Below are 18,264 nucleotides of genomic sequence, written 5' to 3'. Positions count from 1 at the left end.
CGCGGGCCCGACCGTCGTGCGTACTCCGTACGAATTCGCCATCGGGACGCGCAGGGACCCGGTTGCACCGAAACCTTCAGCGGCGGTGCTAGCTTCAGGCGGGTGAGCGGGCGTGACAGGTATGGCGACATCTTCTCCGGACATCCCCGATCGAAGAAACGGGCGGTACCGACGGTCGCCGCGGAACGCGACCTCGTCGTCGAAGACGCCGCCACCGGATTCTGCGGCGCCGTGGTCGGTTTCGATCGCAGCTACGACGGCGAGTTCGTGAAGCTCGAGGACGCCCGCGGCGCGGTGCGCCTGTTCGCGCTGCGCGAGGCCGCGTTCCTCATCGACGGTGAGCCCGTGACGCTGGTCCGGCCGGTCGCGGCCGCGCCGAAGAAACCGGACCGCTCCGCCTCGGGCTCCAACCGGGTCGAGGGTCTGCGGGCGCGGGTGGCCCGTGGTAGCCGGATCTGGGTGGAGGGCGTCCACGACGCCGCGCTGGTGGAGCGGGTGTGGGGCCACGATCTGCGCGTCGAGGGCGTGGTCGTCGAGCATCTGGAGGGCTTGGACAACCTGGCCGCGCGGCTGGCGGACTTCGAGCCGGGCCCCGGCCGGCGGGTCGGCGTGCTGGTCGACCATCTGGTGACCGGATCGAAAGAGACCCAGCTGACCACCGGGCTCGGACCGCACGTGCTGGTGACCGGGCACCCGTTCATCGATGTCTGGCAGGCGGTGCGCCCCTCGACCGTGGGGATCGCGCAATGGCCGCAGGTGCCGCGCGGCGAGGATTGGAAGACCGGGGTCTGCGCACGCCTGCGCTGGGGCACACCGCAGGACGGATGGCGGCGAGTCTACGGCGCGGTGACCTCCTTCCGCGACCTGGAGGCACCGCTCATCGGCGCGGTGGAGCGCCTCATCGACTTCGTCACGGAACCGGAATAGGCGGCGGCCTCGCCTTCGCTCGCCCGGCGCAATAGCGGCGGCCTCGAGCCTTCGCTCGCCCAGCCCAACAGCGGCTGACACAGCCGTGGCTCGGTCCGGCGCGGGTTGAGGACGGACTTCGTTCGGGTGCGTCGTTGTGCGTTGGGCGATCGTGCGGGCGACGGCCGGATGCCGGGCGGTATCCGCGCGGATTCGGCGGTCATCGGCCGCGGTGTGCCCGTGGTTCCGGCGCTGCTCACGAATGCCCTCGCGCATGGATGCCCGCCGGTAGCGCCCACCCTTTATGCTCGATAATTATGTGCTCTCCAAGCGCGACGCTGACGGTGTGGGCGAGCTCCTGGCTGGCCGGCCGCAGTGCGCCCGACGACGTTTTGGCGGCCTTGCACGCATGGGCACCGAGGCACACGATCGCGGCCGGTGATCCGCTGGCCGGCGGCCGCACCGACCTGCCCTGGTCCGCGCACGGCACCCTGCCGGGGAGCGGAGTCATGGCCCTGCTCAAGGTGATTCGCGAGACGATGGCGCGGCCCGGGTCACGGCTGCGACTGGTGCTCCCGGTCCCCGGAGACGTGCGCGGAGTCCCCGGAGGCACGGCGTTCGCCGCCGACGCGATCGACGCGGAGGAGGGCATCCTGATCGGCGTCCCCGGCACCGATGGCACGGGTCTCATCCCGCAGTGGCCCGACGAGGACACCCTGCAGTGGACCGTCTACAGCACCCCCATCCCCGTTGCGGCGCCGGGCCCCGACATGTCGCTGGGCGAGGCCGAATACGCGATGCGCGAAGCGGTCCGCGACGCCGCCGACGCGCTGATGAAGCTGCACACCACCTCGCTCGGGGCGGCCGAGTCCGATCCGCGTGAACTCATCGAGGCCGAACTCGCGGACTACTCCCGGCACGACTATCCCGATTCGATTCCATTGCGCGCCAGGCGCATTCTGGATACCGCCGACCATGTCGCGGCAATCCTCACGGTCGCGCAGCGGGAACCTGCCTCCGCCCCCACCTCCGCCAGCGCGATCGGCGCACAGGAATCGCTGCTGCGCCCGCTGTGGGACGCGATCCGCTCGGCCCGCCTGGTCGCGGTGCATGCCTCGGCGCGGGGCGACGACTGACCTCGTCTACACCCGCGCTTGCCGTAACACCGGGCGATCGCGGGGCGAGGTCACCGCTGGGGCGGATACGGCGGTTGATACGGCTGCTGCGGCGGGTGCTGCTGGTACTGCGGCTGCCCCTGGGGCGGGTAGGGCTGCTGGTATTGAGGTGGATTCTGATACTGCTGTTGCGCCGGGTAATCCTGCTGCGGTGGATATGGCTGCGGATATTGCTGCGGCGGATATGGCTGCTGGGGCTGGTTCGAGTTCGACTTCCCGCGCTTGCTCAGCCAGATCACAAGGCCGATAACCACGACGACCACCCCGAGGCACAGGATCAGGCCCCCGACCGAGAAACCTTTACCGCTGCTGCGTCCGCGGCGCCGGGCTTCGGTGGCGTCCAGAGCGACGGTCCACACATTCGCGTCGGACCAGGCGTGCGGGTCGAGCACAGCGGCGTTGGTCAGCACGTCGGCATAGGTCATCGAGAGTTACCCCCCAGGAGAATCGAGTTCGGTTGGTCTCAGGCGCAGTACAGGCTATCGCGCGTAATCGGCGTCAATTCCCAGCGCTGGGACGCCGCGGTGCGGCGCAGCAGCCGGGGGCGCACGCAGAGCCGTTACGCGTGCAGCCGTATTCAGCGACGCTGCCGAGCCGACGGGGTTCGGTATCGCCCAAATGCTCGGAGATCAGTTCGACAACCAGCGTCGCGAAGCGGGCATCGGCCCCCGGGGTGGCGGCGCGCGCGAACCCAATGCCGAGTTCGGCGGCCTTCTGCGCGGCCTCGTTGTCCAGATCCCAGATGACCTCGAGATGATCGGAGACGAAGCCGACCGGACAGACGACGACGGCTTCGACGTCCTTGGCGGCGAGGTCGTCCAGATGGTCGATGATGTCCGGTTCCAGCCACGGCACCTGCGGCGGACCGGACCGAGACTGCCAGACCACGTCGTAGTCGGTGAAACCGGTTGCCGCGGCGCACAAGCGGGCCGCCTCGGCGACCTGACGGCTGTAGAGCCTGCCGCCGTCGGCCGGTGGGCCCGCGGCGGCGTCGGCGGACACCGGAATGGAGTGGGCGGTGAACACCAGCCGGGCTCCGGCGCGCTGGTCGGCCGGAAGCCGCTCTTGCGCCGCGCGAATCGCGTCGGCGAACGCCTCGATCAGCAGCGGATGGTCGAAGTACTGGCGCAGTTTCACCAGTTCCGGCGCGCCGTCGCCGAAAGCCGCACGCGCCCTTGCGATGTCCTCGTGATACTGCAGGCAGCCGGAGTAGCCACCCCACGCCGAGGTCGGGAACACGAGTGCGGAGCCGACACCGTCGGCGGCCATCCGTGCGACGGTGTCCTCCACCAGGGGATGCCAATTCCGGTTGCCGAAGTAGACCGGAAGATCCACTCCCGCGGCGGCCAATTCGGTTTCGACCGCCTCGATGATGTCCCGGTTGAGCGCGTTGATAGGCGAGACGCCGCCGAAGTGCAGGTAGTGTTCGGCGACCGTGTCGAGACGTTCGCGCGGCACTCCCCTGCCCCGAGTGACGTTCTCCAGGAACGGCATCACGTCCTCGGGGCGTTCCGGGCCGCCGAAGGACAGCAGCAGCAGCGCATCGACGGCCCGAACCACGGTGTCTCCCATCGAATCCGGCTCAGTTGATCGGCATGTTCTCCGGGAACCAGGTGTTGTGGCTGGCTCCGCCGTCGACGTAGATGATCGAGCCGGTGGTGCCCGGCAGCCAGTCCGACAGCAGCGCGACGATCGACCTCGCCACCACCGTGGGGTCGTCGACGTCCCAGCCGATCGGCGACGCGCCGTCCCAGTACGTGTTGAGCTGGTTGAGCTTAGCGGCGTCGTCGGTCGCGGTGCCCGCGATCGCCTTGGCGGCCAGCGTCTTGATCGGACCGGCGGCGATCAGGTTGGAGCGGATCTTCTTGGCGGTGCCCACTTCCCGCGCCACGTACCGGTTCACCGACTCCAGCGCCGCTTTGGCCACGCCCATCCAGTTGTAGTACGGCATCGCGGTGCGCGGATCGAAGTCCATGCCGACGATCGAGCCGCCTTCGTTCATCACCGGCAGCATCGCGCGCGACAGCGACGCGTAGCTCCATGCCGAGATCTCGAACGCCTTCGCGGCGTCCGGTCCCGGTCCCTCGAGGAACGGCCGAGCCTCCGGCCCCATCAGGGTGCGGGGGGCGAACGCGATCGAGTGCAACACCCCGTCGATTCCCTCGGGCGCCAGCTCCCGCAGCTTGTCGGCCAGCCCGGCGAGATCCTCCTCGCTGGTGACGTCGAGCCCGATGGCAGGCGGGACCTCCTGGGGCAGGCGCTTGGCGATCCGATCGATCAGCCGCAGCCGCTCCGGAATGCCGGTGATGATCACCTTCGCGCCCTGCTCCTGCGCGACCGCCGCCGCGTGGAACGCGATCGACGAATCGGTGATGATGCCGGTGACCAGAATGGTCTTGCCTTCGAGCAGTCCGCCCATGGGTTCTCGGTTCTCCTGAAATCTCGAAATGGTGGGTTGGCTGCGGGCGGCCGCGACCGGCCGCGCTACGCGTTCGGTGTGGTCAGTGGCCCATACCCATGCCGCCGTCGACCGGGATCACAGCGCCGGAGATGTAGCCGGAGTCCTCGGACGCCAGGAAGCTGATGACGGACGCGACGTCTTCGGGTTGGCCGAGCCGCTGCAGCGGGATGAACTGCTTTGCCATGTCGCGGTACTTCTCGTCCAGTTCCGCGGTCATGTCCGTCTCGATGAACCCGGGCGCGACGACGTTGGCGGTGATCGAGCGCGAGCCGAGCTCACGGGTGATCGAACGCGCCATGCCGATCAGACCCGCCTTGGACGCGGCGTAGTTGATCTGGCCGGGTCCACCACCCATCCCGACCACCGAACCGAGGAAGATGAGCCGGCCCCAGCGCGCCCGCAGCATGGCACGGTTCGCACGCTTGGCGACGCGGAAGGCGCCGGTCAGGTTCGCGTCGACGACCTTGGTGAACTGCTCCTCGGTCATCCGCATCAGCAGCGTGTCGTCGGTGATGCCCGCGTTGGCCACGAGCACCTCGACCGGACCCTGGTGCGCCTCGACCTCGGCGAACGCGCCATCCACCGACTCACTGTCGGTCACATCGCATTTCACACCGAACAAACCGTCCGGCACCCCGGACCCACGATGCGTGACGGCCACCTTGTGACCGTCGGCGAGCAGACGCTGCGCGACCGCGAGACCGATGCCGCGATTACCGCCGGTCACCAGGACCGACCGGGATGTGATGTTCGACATGGGGTTCAACCTACCTGGTCGGATCGATCGGTCACGACGCGGCCGCCACGTTCGTCGAACCGACGCTCGCAGCCTGGCGGTGTCGGTGAAACGGCACAACGACAGCACAAGTCGAAGCGAGCCCTCCTCACTCGGAGCGACATCGGCACGAGATTCCGTCGCACGTGCAGCGCTAGGGCAGACGCTGGCGATACAGCAGTCCGACGACGACTCCCGCGGCGATGACCAGCAGTCCGAGCAGCAGCCACGGACGGCTGGCGTCGCCTCTGGTCAGCTCGTAACCGATCTGCTGCTCCAAGGTGTCGTAGACCCGGGTCAGCTCCTGCAAGGACGACGCGGAATAGAACTCTCCGCTGGACAGCCGTGCGAGTTCGCGCATGGCATCGTCATCCACGGGCACCCGCACTTGTTCGCGGCTGCCGTCCTCGCGAGGAATCTCGACGACGCCCCAGCTGGTGCCGAACGAGATCGTCGAGATCGGGATGTTCTTGGTTTTCGCGAGCCGGGCGGCGACGAACTCGTGCCGCGGATTGTCGACGTCCTCGAACGCGGGGACCGTCTGTTTTCCGTCCGACATCAGGACGACCCGGGCCGGTGGCGGTTCCTGGGCTCCGCCGAGAACCGTGGCGAGCGTGTCGATCGCCTGCAGCGCGGTGAGAATGCCTTCGCCCGTCGCGGTGCGCTCGGCGAGCCTGACGTTGTCGATCGCCGCCTTGACCGCCTCGTGGTTCGTCGTCGGCGACACCATCACCGAGGCGGTGCCGGCGAAGGTGACGAAACCGATGTTCACGCCCTCCGGCAGGCCGTCGACGAACTCCTTGCCCGCCTTCTTCGCGACCTGGATCCGGCTCGGCGCCACATCGGTCGCCTCCATCGACAGCGACACGTCCATCACCAGCATGACGGTCGCACGGTTGCGCGGCACCTTCTTGACCGCCGTCGGCCCGGCCGCGGCGACGGTGAGAAGCACCAGGCCGACCAGCAGGAGCACGACGGCCACGTGCCGGAACGGGCTCGGCCGGGATGGCGCGACCTTCTCCAGCAGCTCCATGTTGGTGAATTTCAACATGTGCTTGCGCCGGTTGCGCTGCACCAGGACGTAGCCGAGCGCGATCAACGCGATGACGGCGAGGAATCCCAGCCAGATCTGTGCGGTGAAATGCGAAATACTCACTGACGTGGCACCCGCCCGGTCGGGGCGCCGAAGCTGTGGCGCCGGGTGGACACGAACCGGACCACGTCGGCGATCCAGTCCCGATCGGTTTGCAGGGTGAGCACCGGAGCGCCGCAGCTGCGCAGGGCCTGTTCGACCTGCTGACGGTGGCGCTGCGCGGCGGCCGCGAAATCGGCGCGCAGGGTGGGGGTCACGCTGAACTCGCGGGTGCGCCCGGTCTCCGGGTCGTGCAGCACGACGTCGCCGATATCGGGCAGCGACAGGTCGCGCGGGTCGAGCACCTCGACCGCGAGCAGGTCGTGCCTGGCGGAGATAGCGCGCAGCGAGCGCTGCCAGTCGATATCACCCAGGAAGTCGCTGATGACCACCGCGAGCCCGCGTTTGCGCTGCGGGCGGCGCAGCGATTCGATGCCGCCGCGCAGGTCGCCACGCACGCCGTCGCGCGCGTGCGGTGTGGTCGCGATACTGCGCAGCAACGACTGCGCGTGCAGGCGCCCGCCGCGTGCCGGGATGCGGACCAACCGCTCGCCGGTGGCGACGACGGCACCTATCCGGTTGCCGCCGCCGCTGGTCAAGTGCGTGATGGCGGCCGCGGCGGCGATGGCGAGATCGCGCTTCTGGCAGGCGGCGGTGCCGAAGTCGAGGCTGGCCGACAAGTCGACCACCATCCACGTCTCCAGCTCCCGGTCGGCGATCATCTGCCGCACGTGCGGATGGGTGGTGCGGGCGGTGACCGACCAATCCATCTGGCGCACATCATCGCCCGGCTGGTACGCGCGCGCCTCGCCCGGCTCGGAGCCGGGTCCGGGGATGAGTCCGAGATGGTCACCGTGCAGCACGCCGTCGAGCCTGCGGCGCACGGTGAACTCGAGGGTCTTCAGCGCGACCGAGAGCCGGGGGCCGGTGAGCTCCCCTGCGTGGAAAGACGGCGGTGCGTGCGACGACATCGGCACTGGCGCAACCGGATCCGATGCCGAGGTCACTTCGGCGGGATGGTGCCCGCAGGCTGCGACGGCTGCCCGTTCGGCGGCTGGGGCACGGCTTGCTGCTGCGGCGACGGCTGCTGCGGAATCTGCTGCTGCGCGCCCTGCGGAGCGGCGGGCGGCGCTGCGGGCGCGCCCGGGGCGACGGCCTGCGGCGCGACCTGCGGCATGCCGACGGTCTGCAGCACGCGCTTGATCACGTCCTCCGGGCTGATCTCGTCGGCGAGCGCGTCGTAGGACAGCACCAGACGGTGGCGCAGCACGTCCGGGATCACCTCGACGACGTCCTGCGGCACCACGTAGTCGCGCCCGCGGATCAGCGCGACGGCACGGGCCGCGGCGATGATCCCGAGGCTGGCGCGCGGCGACGCGCCGTAGGAGATCCAGCTGGCCACGTCCTGCATGCCGAAGTCGGCCGGCGTGCGGGTCGCCGTGATGACCCGGACCACATAGTCCACGAGAGCGTGGTGGACGAAGGTGTTGGCCGCGACTTTCTGCAGGCGGATCAGCTCCTCCGGGTGCAGGATGCGGCTCGCCTCCGGCGGCGTCACGCCCATCCGGTAGATGATCTCGCGTTCCTCCTCCACAGAGGGATAGTCGACGAGGAGCTTGAACAGGAAGCGGTCGCGCTGCGCCTCGGGCAGCGGATACACGCCCTCGCTCTCGATCGGGTTCTGGGTCGCCATGACCAGGAAGGGATCCGGCATCGGATAGGTCTTGCCGCCGATCGACACGTGCCGCTCGGCCATCACCTCGAGCAGTGCCGACTGCACCTTGGCGGGCGCGCGGTTGATCTCGTCGGCGAGCACGAAGTTCGCGACGACCGGACCGAGTTCGGTGTCGAATTCTTCCCGGCCCTGCCGGTAGATGCGGGTACCGATGAGGTCGGTGGGCACCAGGTCGGGCGTGAACTGGACGCGGGCGAAGGAACCGCCGACCACCTTGGCGAAGGTCTCCACAGCCAGCGTCTTCGCGATACCGGGAACGCCTTCGAGCAGCACGTGACCGCGCGCGAGCACGCCGACCAGCAGTCGTTCGACCAGGCGATCCTGGCCCACGATCACCCGCTTGACCTCGTAGATCGCCTTCTCCAGGGTCTGGACGTCACGCTCGAGGGTGCTGGGCGCAGGGGGCGGCGCATCCTTCGCCGAGTTCGCCCCACTCACACCATCCGTCGAAGTCACCAACATCCCCGCTTTCGCTTTGGTCCTGTGCGTGCTGCCACAACTATTCCAGGTAATCACGGCCTCTGCCGCAACGGGACCCCGACATGACGGGAATTCGACGCCCCTCCGACCGGCCCGATACCCGAAATGCCCGATATGTCAGGAGACTACGCGCACCGCGTACGGCATGATGCCGCTCTCGCGGACCGGGGACACCTTCACCACATCGCCGGACTGGGGCGCCTCGACCATCTGGCCGTCACCGAGATACAGCGCCACGTGCCGACTGCCGTTCGGACCCCAGAACAGCATGTCGCCGCGTTCTCGCTCGCCGACCGGCACCCTGGTACCCGCGTTGTACTGGTAGCCGCTGTAGTGCGGCAGCGATACCCCGATACCCGCGAACGCGTAGACCATCAGCCCCGAGCAATCGAAGCCCACCTTGTTGTAGTCGCCGTGACTATCGGCGACACCTCCATCGCGTATTCCGAGCGTCGGTCCGCCCTCGTCGCCCCCGCCCCAGGCATACGTGACGCCGAGCTGCGACATCGCCCGGTCGACCACGGTCTCGATCGCCGCCGAACCCCCGACCGCGGGTGAATCCGGCCGGGGAGCACTCTGGCGCGGCGGCGGCGCGTCCTCCATTTGGGTGTGCGGGCGCCTACCGGTACCCAGCTGGGCGGCGCGATCGTGGGCCGCCTGATCACCGGCCGCACGGGCGGCGGCGGCCGCCGCGGCGGCGCGCACCGCCGCTTCCTCCGCCTTGCGCTGCGCGTCCCAGGCCAGGAAAGCGTCGCGCTGGTCGCGCAGACCGGCCACGTTATGGCGCGCCAGATCCAGCCTGCCCTGCGCGTCGTGACGCCTGCGCAGCAGGCCGTCGCGCTGCGCGGCCTGCTGGTCGAGCTGCGCCTTGGCCGCGGCGACGGCGTTCTCCGCGTCGGTCTTGCGCGCCGTTGCGATGGCGGCGGCCGCGTCGGCCGCGGACTTCGCCTGCCGGGCCGCGGAATTCTTATTGCCCTGATCGATCTGCGCGCGACGCAGGCCGTCGAGCACCCGCTGCCGGTTCTTCGAGACCAGCTCCAGCAGCTGCGCGCGGTCGAGCGCGGCCGACGGGGTGGCGGCCGCGAGGTAGGTGATCATCGAATCAGAATCGGGCCGGGTATAGACCTGGGTGGCGAACTGGTCGAAGTTGCGCCGCGCCTGGCCGACGCGCGTTCCGGCGTCGGCCAGTGCGTGCTGGGTATCGACGACCACCACGGCCGCCGCGTCGGCGGCATCGCGCGCGTTCTGCAGGTCGACCAGCGCCCGGTTGACGTCTTCGCGGCGCTGCGCGACCACGTCGTCGAGCTGCCGCAGCTGGTGGTCTGCGGTGGCGACCTGGTTGATGAGGGTGCCCACCTCGGCGACTCCGGCGTCGACCTGGGCCCCGGCCTGGGCGATCTGCCCGTCGCTGGGATTTTGCGGAGGAGGCGGTACAGCGGCGACCGGTCCGGTGGCTACCACCGTGGCGACCGATATCAGCAATCCCATAGCGACCCATAGCGGGCGCCGGTCGGCTAGCTCGCCATTGTTGCGCATCACACCTCCCATGGACCGGATTCGGGTAATGCCTCACAGGCATCAGGCGAACCATGACGCACTGTGGTCGACAGATGGCCTCTGGAAACACATATTCCCCATCAGTGACCATTCGAACCGTATGACACATAAGTCACTTCAATAACGGCAGTAACACAAAACACGCCTGGAATTTCTAATTGCTGAAAGTTTGCTGAACTCAGCGAATGATTCCGCTGTCCACAACAGACCAACCGGAAGGAAAATTAGCTACAGGGAAACTGGAGTCCGGATTGTCCCCAAGTGGACCCCTCGCACCCTTCGCGCGGGCGACGGCCCGCGCCAGGAGAGCACCACCGCAGCCGAGGGCGATCGCTCGGGTCGGAGAGTGGCCGAGAAAAAGTGAAAGCGTTGCGCGGCGCTAGACGGCGCGAACGTCCGGTGACTCGCCCCCCGGCGATCGCCGATCGGCGGAGACTCGCCCGAGAGCGGCGTCCTTCCGCGCCCGCCGGGCCTTGACGCAGTACAGCCCGGCGATGGCGGCCGCCGTCCCCGCCAGCAGCACGCAGGTGATCGCGGTCCAGGACGCCGATTCCGGTGTCTCGAGACGGGCGGCGAAAATGCTCGCCGCCTCTGCGCTGTGGCCCTGCCGGTACTTCGCGGCGTCTTCGGCCCATTCCAGCTGCACCCGGCTGATCGTGTCGCTGTACGTGCCGATCCAGTCGTCGCTGAGGACGACGACGGTGCCGTGCTGCGTCTTGCCCACCTCGGTGGCCAGGTCACGTAGGCTCGAGTCGTGTCCTGGATTGCCGGGGACGACCACGATGCTCAGCGAGATCCCCTGCGATCGCGCTTCCGCGGCGATGGCCGCCAACTCCGCCTCGTCCTTGCCGGTCAGCGTCGCGACGTGATCATCGGCCAGATCGGCGTTGAGCAATCGCACGGTGTCGGCTGTGACGTTCGGCGGCAATTCGGCGGCCATAGGGGTGAAAACCGAGTTGAGCGGGGCGGTCATCTTCCATCCGGTCTGTCGAGCCGCATCGGCATCCGAAGCGACGAGCATCCAACACTGCAGGTCGAGCAAGATCCCCCTTGCTGGCTCGAAAGCACAGTACGCGACGGAGTGTCGCAGCACCGCTCCACGGCACGCCGAACCGCCCCCTGGTGTTTCACAGGACAAGCGTACTGTTAAGGTCGTACCGCGAGGAACCGGCGCCCTAGCGGCGCGGGAGCACCTCCAAAGACTCGGTCGCCGGCACAGCCCCGTCGGCGGCCACCCTCACAGACGAGTGGAGCTGACGTGACGACAAGTACCGATACTTTCGGCGCCAAGGGCACCCTCGAGGTGGGAAGCGACTCCTACGAGATCTTCCGCCTCTCCGCCGTGCCCGGCACCGAGAAACTCCCCTACGCACTGAAGATCCTCGCGGAGAATCTGCTCCGCACCGAGGACGGCGCGAATATCACCGCCGATCACATTCGCGCCATTGCGAACTGGGATCCGTCGGCGCAACCGAACACCGAGATCCAGTTCACGCCCGCCCGCGTCATCATGCAGGACTTCACCGGCGTGCCGTGCATCGTCGACCTGGCCACCATGCGCGAGGCCGTGGCCACCCTCGGCGGCGACCCGGACAAGGTGAACCCGCTCGCCCCCGCCGAGATGGTCATCGACCACTCCGTCATCATCGACGTGTTCGGTCGCGAAGACGCCTTCGAACGCAACGTCGACATCGAATACCAGCGCAACGGTGAGCGCTACCAGTTCCTGCGCTGGGGCCAGACCGCGTTCGACGACTTCAAAGTCGTCCCGCCGAGCACCGGCATCGTGCACCAGGTCAATATCGAACACCTGGCGCGCGTCGTCATGGTCCGCAACGGGCAGGCCTACCCCGACACCTGTGTCGGCACCGACTCGCACACCACGATGGTCAACGGCCTCGGCGTGCTCGGCTGGGGCGTCGGCGGTATCGAGGCCGAGGCGGCCATGCTGGGCCAGCCCGTCTCGATGCTGATCCCGCGGGTGGTCGGCTTCAAGCTGACCGGCGAGATCCGGCCGGGCGTGACCGCGACCGACGTGGTGCTCACCGTCACCGACATGCTGCGCAAGCACGGTGTGGTGGGCAAGTTCGTCGAGTTCTACGGCAAGGGCGTGGCCGAGGTGCCGCTGGCCAATCGCGCCACCCTGGGCAACATGAGCCCGGAATTCGGTTCCACGGCCGCGATCTTCCCAATCGATGACGTGACCGTCGACTACCTGCGCCTGACCGGCCGCTCCGACGAGCAGGTAGCGCTGGTCGAGGCGTATGCCAAGGAGCAGGGCCTCTGGCACGACCCCGACACCGAGCCCGCCTACTCCGAGTACCTCGAGCTCGACCTGAGCACTGTGGTGCCGTCGATCGCGGGCCCCAAGCGTCCGCAGGACCGAATCCTGCTGTCGGAATCCAAGGTCGCCTTCCGCAAGGACATCCACAACTACACCAGCGACGAGGTCAGCGGCCCGATCGCGAGCACGCCGCACTCGCACCTGGACGAGGCCATCGAGGAATCCTTCCCGGCCTCCGATCCGGCCGTGTTGTCCTTCGCCGACGACGACGCCGTGCTGGTATCGGCGGCCAACGGTGCCGAGGGCCGTCCGTCCAAGCCGGTGGCGGTGCAGACCGAGGAGTACGGCGACTTCGTGCTCGACCACGGCGCGGTGGTGGTCGCCTCGATCACCTCCTGCACCAACACCTCCAACCCGTCGGTCATGCTCGGCGCGGCCCTGCTGGCCCGCAACGCGGTGGAGAAGGGCTTGACCCGCAAGCCGTGGGTGAAGACCTCGATGGCGCCCGGCTCGCAGGTCGTCAACGGCTACTACGAGAAGGCCGGCCTGTGGCCGTACCTGGACAAGCTGGGCTTCAACCTGGTCGCGTTCGGTTGCGCCACCTGCATCGGCAACACCGGCCCGCTCCCGGAGGAGATCTCCAAGGCGGTCAACGACAACGACCTCACCGTCACCGCGGTGCTCTCCGGCAACCGCAACTTCGAGGGCCGCATCTCCCCCGACGTGAAGATGAACTACCTGGCCTCGCCGCCGCTGGTCATCGCGTACGCGCTCGCCGGAACCATGGACTTCGACTTCGAGCACGACGCGCTCGGCAAGGATCAGGACGGCAACGACATCTTCCTGAAGGACATCTGGCCGTCGCCGCAGGAGATCCAGGACACCATCGACCGGGTCATCAGCCGCGACATGTTCCTCGAGGACTACAAGGACGTCTTCCGGGGCGACGAGCGCTGGCGCAGCCTGCCCACCCCCGAGGGCAAGACCTTCGACTGGGACGCGCAGTCCACCTACGTGCGCAAGCCTCCGTACTTCGAGGGCATGCCGCAGACCCCGGAGCCGGTCACCGACATCACGGGCGCCCGGGTGCTCGCGCTGCTCGGCGACTCGGTCACCACCGACCACATCTCGCCGGCGGGCAACATCAAGCCGGGCACCCCGGCCGCCCAGTACCTGGAGGCCAACGGCGTCGAGCGCAAGGACTACAACTCCTACGGCTCGCGCCGCGGCAACCACGAGGTGATGATCCGCGGCACCTTCGCCAACATCCGGCTGCGCAACCAGCTCCTGGACGACGTCTCGGGCGGCTACACCCGCGACTTCACCCAGGAAGGCGGCCCGCAGGCGTTCATCTACGACGCCTCGCAGAACTACCAGGCCGCGGGCATCCCGCTGGTCGTGCTCGGCGGTAAGGAGTACGGCTCGGGCTCGTCACGTGACTGGGCCGCCAAGGGCACCCGGCTGCTGGGCGTGAAGGCCGTCATCACCGAGTCGTTCGAGCGCATCCACCGCTCCAACCTCATCGGCATGGGCGTCATCCCGCTGCAGTTCCCGGCGGGTGAGTCGGCGGCGTCGCTGACGCTGAACGGCACGGAGACCTTCGACATCGAGGGCATCACCCAGCTGAACGAGGGTGTCACCCCGAAGACCCTGAAGGTCACCGCCACCAAGGAGAACGGTGACAAGATCACCTTCGACGCGGTCGTGCGGATCGACACCCCTGGTGAGGCGGACTACTACCGCAACGGCGGGATCCTGCAGTACGTGCTGCGCAATATGATTCGCGGCTGAACTGTGTTCCACCGGCGGTAGCAACCGTCGTAGAAGGGTCCGCACACCGCATCCGCGGTGCGCGGACCTCTCCACATTTCGCTTCGCGCCGCATCGCGTGCCACGCGCGCGATGCCCGCTTCCTTCGGAGGTGCCCGATGCCCAAGGTCAGTGACGATCACCTCGCCGCCCGGCGCAGCCAGATTCTCGACGGGGCACGCCGCTGCTTCGCCGAGTACGGCTACGACGGCGCCACCGTGCGCCGCCTGGAGGATGAGATCGGGCTCTCCCGGGGCGCCATCTTCCACCATTTCCGCGACAAGGACGCGTTGTTCCTCGCGCTCGCCCAAGAGGACGCCGAACGCATGGCCGACGTCGCGGCCAACCAAGGCATCGTGCAGGTGATGCGCGACATGCTCGCCCACCCCGAGCAGTTCAACTGGCTCGGAACGCGTTTGGAGATCGCGCGGCGGTTGCGCACCGATCCCGAGTTCCGCGCCGGCTGGACCCAGCGTTCGGCCGAGCTCACCGCCGCCACCCTGGCCCGCTTGGAACGCCGCAAGGCCGCGGGCGCACTGCGCGACGACGTCCCCACCGACGTCCTGCTCGGCTACCTCGACCTCGTCCTCGACGGCCTGATCGCCCGGATCGCCTCCGGCCACACCAATGAAAACCTCTCCGCGGTGCTCGATCTAGTGGAGGCATCCGTCCGCCGCAAACACTGAGGCTCCCCCGCCTCTCCGGGTTTTCAGGCCGTACTAGTCGAGTGACACGGAAGTCGCGTTCAGGTCCTGCGTTGGGTGACACTCGAGTTCTGGACGTACCCGATGAGTTCCAGTGTGCTCCCTAATCGCATCGCCGCTGGTCATGGGGGCGACAGTACCGTGCGTTCTGTGGCCAATTGCCATCTAGTCGTCAAGAATTCGGCCGACGTGTGTAGGGCGGTGCTGAATGACGCGGTGTGTTGGTCTCGCCCGGTCGGGCCGGGGCCAGCGAAGAGCGCGGGGTGCAGGGGTAAGACGGAGGATGGGGCCGGCGGTGCGGCGCGTTCTGTCGCGATCTGTCGTTTGCCACCCCCGTTGTGGGACCACCGTGTTGCCAGTCGTGGGACCACTGACAGCGGAACAGAAGTGGAACAGGTTATCGCACTGTCGATTGGCGAACGCTTCGTTCCCGAACGACCGATATGCGGCAGATCCGGACGCTCGCGGATCGCGCGCCCAGCGGCAGTACAGTGCGATGGCATGAGTGGGCCCGCCGCTGGTTGGATCCTGTGGCGGCGGGCCGACTGTGGGGCTGGGTCACGGGCCAGCTCCTCGACGCCACCGGTTGCGGCCGTCAGGTCGTGTCTCCCGATGTTTCAAGCCATTCGGCGACGCGGGCCAGGACGAATCCGGCTCGGTGGGTGGTGGCGAGTTCGTGGTATCGCCGCCGCCGCCGTCGCCGCGCCGGGTCGGGTCGGTCGCCCACCACCTTCGCAGTGTCGCTGGCAATGATCCGACCAGCGTCATGACCGAAATCCGCTAGCATCGCCTGGCGCCCCGGACGCCAGAATGAAACGTTATGCGCTTAACCACCCCGACCGTCATATTGATGATGGCGGCAGTCCTGCTGACAGGATGTGTTCTTCCGACACGAGGACCCGACCAGGCCGAGCGTGACAGCTGGTCACGCGTGATCGAAACTGCCATCCAGGCTCTTCCCGGGGTGGTCGATGCGTCACATTGGTTCGATTACGAGGGCAAGTCCCGCACGTACGCATCCCGACTCTTCGTGCGCCTGGAGGATGGCGCCACACCGGACGAGGCCGCGTCCGTGGTGCGTGCCATGGGCGCCCAGCAGCTTCCGCCGCGCTACCAAGGCGACTACACCGAGGTCAACATCGACCGGATGGCGGACTCTTATTCTGCGAGTTGGCGGTTCGGTCGGGACGTGAGCAGGGAAGCGAACTCGGCACACACCTGGGTGAGAGTCTCGGCCCCCGGCACACAGGTGGGCTGGAGGTCACGCGGCTTCGACGTAGACCAGATGAGCAACGCCATCGGCGCTGCAGCGGGCTCCGAGGCCGAACCCCACCGTGCTACCGCGGCGATGCGCCGAATCATCCAGGACTTTCCCGAACTGGCGCCCAACGATTGGACGGTGGCCACCGTTCCTGTGGAGAGCGGGTTGAAGAATCGCTCGATCCTGGAACCCGGGTGGCTCAACTCCGGCCGCCAACCCCTCCTTCCGTCCAGCCGGCCCCGCTTCCCGTCCAATGGTGAACTCGAGATGTGGGAGTGGTTCCTGACCGATCAACCCACCCCATTCTTCGTCGAGATTTCCGTATACGACCCGCCCGGCAAAGCAGGCCGCACCCTGGACGTCGCGATATACCCTCCTGTCGGAAAGCAATTCACCGCTGCGCAGGCAACACAACTCGCCGAACGGCATCTTCCCTACCTGGCCCAGCCCGGTGCCGTGGTCGACTACACGATCGGAGACCGCAACGTCCCCGTTTTCGCGGTCTTCGTCGGCGGTTGCCAGCCATCCTGGCGCGATGTTCCACCGGAGTCGCAGCCCTACGCGCGTCAGTATGAACGCTGCTAGGCCGTGTCTCAGCAGTGGTTTGTGTTGCAAGGCGCTGGGAAGCGGCGTCCGCCAAGGTAGCAACTGTACGTGGATATAGCGGTAGATACCCAACATCAGTCGTGAGCTTGCGGCCACACTCGCCGGATCCAAAGGCGTCGTCACCGGCTGGCTGAACACACTCAATTCGGCATTTCATTTCCGGACGTTCAGTTTGCCGTCGCCATGCTCGGTCGGCCTAACGAATCTGGAACATGTTCCCCCAGCGGATCACCTGGTGTCGGTGGTCCCACGACTGGCGCCGCCACCGCCGCCGCCCGCGTCGGCGAGGCGGCGGTATTCGGCGGCCAGCTCCCCTGCGGCGGGCACGTCCGCATCCACGGCAAGGGCGGCAGCGTGCTGCTGGACGACCGCGGCTACGTCGCCCTTGTCCGGCTCTACCTCGCCCGCACCGGCTACACCAGGGGGGCCATGTTCCGCGCCAGCATCAACGGCCGCGGCGGACCACTGTCCTATTCGGCGGCACACAACCGGTGGCAGCGCTACTGCGCCGCCGCAGGCGTCGACATCCCCAACTGCGGCACTCCCACGCGACCGAGCTGATCAACACGCCGGTGTCTCCATCGAGGTGGTACACAAGCGGCTTGGGCACGTCTCCACCGAGACCACCCAGGTCTACACTCTGCTCGCCGACAAGGTCGCCGACGACGAGATCCGTGCCGCACGGCGGCGACGGACGAAAGCCTGACCGCCGCCCCATGAGACAGGACCCCGGCGCCGTGGTGGCGTCGAGGCCCATCTCCTGTGCGGGTCTTGCTTGTCAGTCCGCTGAATTCCCGGACTCGATCCGATGCTGTTCGAGGATGTCTTCGTACTGCAGTTGCCGGTCCTCATCCATGTCCTCCGCAGAGTCGATGCCGATCGACCAAGGGATCGGGCACGGCGGTGCATGATCAGGATTCGGGCACAGCAAATGGGCGATCTGATCCGACAGCTTCTTCGCCTCGGCCTCAGTGGCCACGATGCCTACCTTGATCTCCCACAGCCTCTTCGCATCCGACATACGAACTCAGATCTCCTTGCAGTGCCGTTTGTAGTGCCCCTGCGGTACCGACCGATCAGCGTCCTTCTTAGCCGCCGCGACCGCCGCCGGTTTCGTCTTGCCGCTGCCGGTGCCGGTGATGTACCCGATGGCCTCGCCGCCATGGACAACCAACTGGCACTTGACTGTAGCTGTGTACCGCGCCACGAACTCGATCTGACCAGCGGACGCCTTCGGCGCCGAACCGGCTGGTACGAGCGTGGCGATAGGGACGCTCAACGGATACCGGTCGGGAGCATCGAGGACGGATTCGACACTGAGACCCCGCCCGCGACGAGCAGCACTTTGTCACCGACCTGGATTATGCCGGTGAGCCTAT

The 18,264-nt window shown here is 67.6% G+C and carries 17 protein-coding genes; 6 read left to right on the top strand and 11 right to left on the bottom strand.

From position 1 onward, the window contains the following. The first annotated feature begins 102 nt into the window (after window positions 1–102). Together OHA40_RS28415 and OHA40_RS28410 are read left to right on the top strand one after the other, a co-directional pair. On the top strand, window positions 103–927 hold the full coding sequence (locus OHA40_RS28415; RefSeq protein ID WP_330229912.1) for a DUF3097 domain-containing protein: 825 nt from the start codon (window positions 103–105) through the stop codon (window positions 925–927). A gap of 296 nt (window positions 928–1,223) precedes the next feature. Continuing rightward, window positions 1,224–2,042 carry a hypothetical protein gene (locus OHA40_RS28410; protein ID WP_330229911.1) on the top strand — a complete coding sequence of 273 codons (819 nt, stop codon included), beginning with the start codon at window positions 1,224–1,226 and terminating at the stop codon, window positions 2,040–2,042. 50 nt (window positions 2,043–2,092) lie between these two features. On the opposite strand, the gene OHA40_RS28405 is transcribed toward OHA40_RS28410, so the two are convergent. From OHA40_RS28405 to OHA40_RS28365, 9 genes are all read right to left on the bottom strand, one after another. After that, complete coding sequence (locus OHA40_RS28405) at window positions 2,093–2,506, bottom strand: hypothetical protein (protein ID WP_330229910.1); 414 nt, start codon at window positions 2,504–2,506, stop codon at window positions 2,093–2,095. 73 nt (window positions 2,507–2,579) lie between these two features. Beyond that, window positions 2,580–3,653 carry a ferrochelatase gene (locus tag OHA40_RS28400; RefSeq protein ID WP_442943834.1) on the bottom strand — a complete coding sequence of 358 codons (1,074 nt, stop codon included), beginning with the start codon at window positions 3,651–3,653 and terminating at the stop codon, window positions 2,580–2,582. Between the two features lie 10 nt (window positions 3,654–3,663). Continuing rightward, window positions 3,664–4,500, bottom strand: coding sequence for an NADH-dependent enoyl-ACP reductase InhA (inhA, locus tag OHA40_RS28395; protein WP_330229909.1), 837 nt, complete (start codon window positions 4,498–4,500; stop codon window positions 3,664–3,666). 82 nt (window positions 4,501–4,582) lie between these two features. Further along, a complete protein-coding gene (gene fabG1, locus OHA40_RS28390) occupies window positions 4,583–5,299 on the bottom strand; it encodes a 3-oxoacyl-ACP reductase FabG1 (RefSeq protein ID WP_330229908.1) in 717 nt (238 codons plus the stop codon). A gap of 172 nt (window positions 5,300–5,471) precedes the next feature. After that, window positions 5,472–6,473 carry a VWA domain-containing protein gene (locus tag OHA40_RS28385; RefSeq protein ID WP_330229907.1) on the bottom strand — a complete coding sequence of 334 codons (1,002 nt, stop codon included), beginning with the start codon at window positions 6,471–6,473 and terminating at the stop codon, window positions 5,472–5,474. Beyond that, the gene (locus OHA40_RS28380) at window positions 6,470–7,420 is read right to left on the bottom strand and encodes a DUF58 domain-containing protein (protein WP_330229906.1); all 951 of its coding nucleotides are present in this window, start codon (window positions 7,418–7,420) and stop codon (window positions 6,470–6,472) included. The genes OHA40_RS28385 and OHA40_RS28380 overlap by 4 nt, the downstream gene beginning before the upstream one ends. A 32-nt stretch (window positions 7,421–7,452) precedes the next feature. Then, the gene (locus tag OHA40_RS28375) at window positions 7,453–8,646 is read right to left on the bottom strand and encodes an AAA family ATPase (protein ID WP_330229905.1); all 1,194 of its coding nucleotides are present in this window, start codon (window positions 8,644–8,646) and stop codon (window positions 7,453–7,455) included. A gap of 135 nt (window positions 8,647–8,781) precedes the next feature. Continuing rightward, window positions 8,782–10,212 (bottom strand): NlpC/P60 family protein, encoded by a 1,431-nt coding sequence (locus OHA40_RS28370; RefSeq protein ID WP_330229904.1) that lies wholly within the window; start codon window positions 10,210–10,212, stop codon window positions 8,782–8,784. Window positions 10,213–10,600: 388 nt separating this feature from the next. Continuing rightward, window positions 10,601–11,194, bottom strand: coding sequence for an Rv1476 family membrane protein (locus OHA40_RS28365; protein WP_330229903.1), 594 nt, complete (start codon window positions 11,192–11,194; stop codon window positions 10,601–10,603). Between the two features lie 285 nt (window positions 11,195–11,479). On the opposite strand from OHA40_RS28365, the gene OHA40_RS28360 reads away from it, so the two are divergent. The 4 genes from OHA40_RS28360 to OHA40_RS28345 all read left to right on the top strand — a co-directional run bounded on the left by OHA40_RS28360 (window position 11,480) and on the right by OHA40_RS28345 (window position 17,446). Then, window positions 11,480–14,296, top strand: a complete 2,817-nt coding sequence (locus tag OHA40_RS28360) for an aconitate hydratase (protein ID WP_330229902.1) — start codon at window positions 11,480–11,482, stop codon at window positions 14,294–14,296. A 137-nt stretch (window positions 14,297–14,433) separates the two neighbouring features. Next, a complete protein-coding gene (locus tag OHA40_RS28355) occupies window positions 14,434–15,000 on the top strand; it encodes a TetR/AcrR family transcriptional regulator (RefSeq protein ID WP_330229901.1) in 567 nt (188 codons plus the stop codon). A gap of 949 nt (window positions 15,001–15,949) precedes the next feature. Continuing rightward, complete coding sequence (locus OHA40_RS28350; protein ID WP_330229900.1) at window positions 15,950–16,864, top strand: hypothetical protein; 915 nt, start codon at window positions 15,950–15,952, stop codon at window positions 16,862–16,864. A 204-nt stretch (window positions 16,865–17,068) separates the two neighbouring features. Further along, window positions 17,069–17,446 carry a hypothetical protein gene (locus tag OHA40_RS28345; RefSeq protein WP_330229899.1) on the top strand — a complete coding sequence of 126 codons (378 nt, stop codon included), beginning with the start codon at window positions 17,069–17,071 and terminating at the stop codon, window positions 17,444–17,446. Between the two features lie 217 nt (window positions 17,447–17,663). Here the strand turns inward: OHA40_RS28345 and OHA40_RS28340 are convergent, their stop codons facing one another. Then, the gene (locus OHA40_RS28340) at window positions 17,664–17,906 is read right to left on the bottom strand and encodes a hypothetical protein (RefSeq protein ID WP_330229898.1); all 243 of its coding nucleotides are present in this window, start codon (window positions 17,904–17,906) and stop codon (window positions 17,664–17,666) included. Window positions 17,907–17,912: 6 nt separating this feature from the next. Further along, the gene (locus OHA40_RS28335; protein ID WP_330229897.1) at window positions 17,913–18,059 is read right to left on the bottom strand and encodes a hypothetical protein; all 147 of its coding nucleotides are present in this window, start codon (window positions 18,057–18,059) and stop codon (window positions 17,913–17,915) included. Window positions 18,060–18,264: the final 205 nt, after the last annotated feature.

The sequence above is a fragment of the Nocardia sp. NBC_00508 genome (genome assembly GCF_036346875.1).
GTDB lineage: Bacteria > Actinomycetota > Actinomycetes > Mycobacteriales > Mycobacteriaceae > Nocardia.
This window is presented reverse-complemented; position numbering and strand designations above follow the sequence as displayed.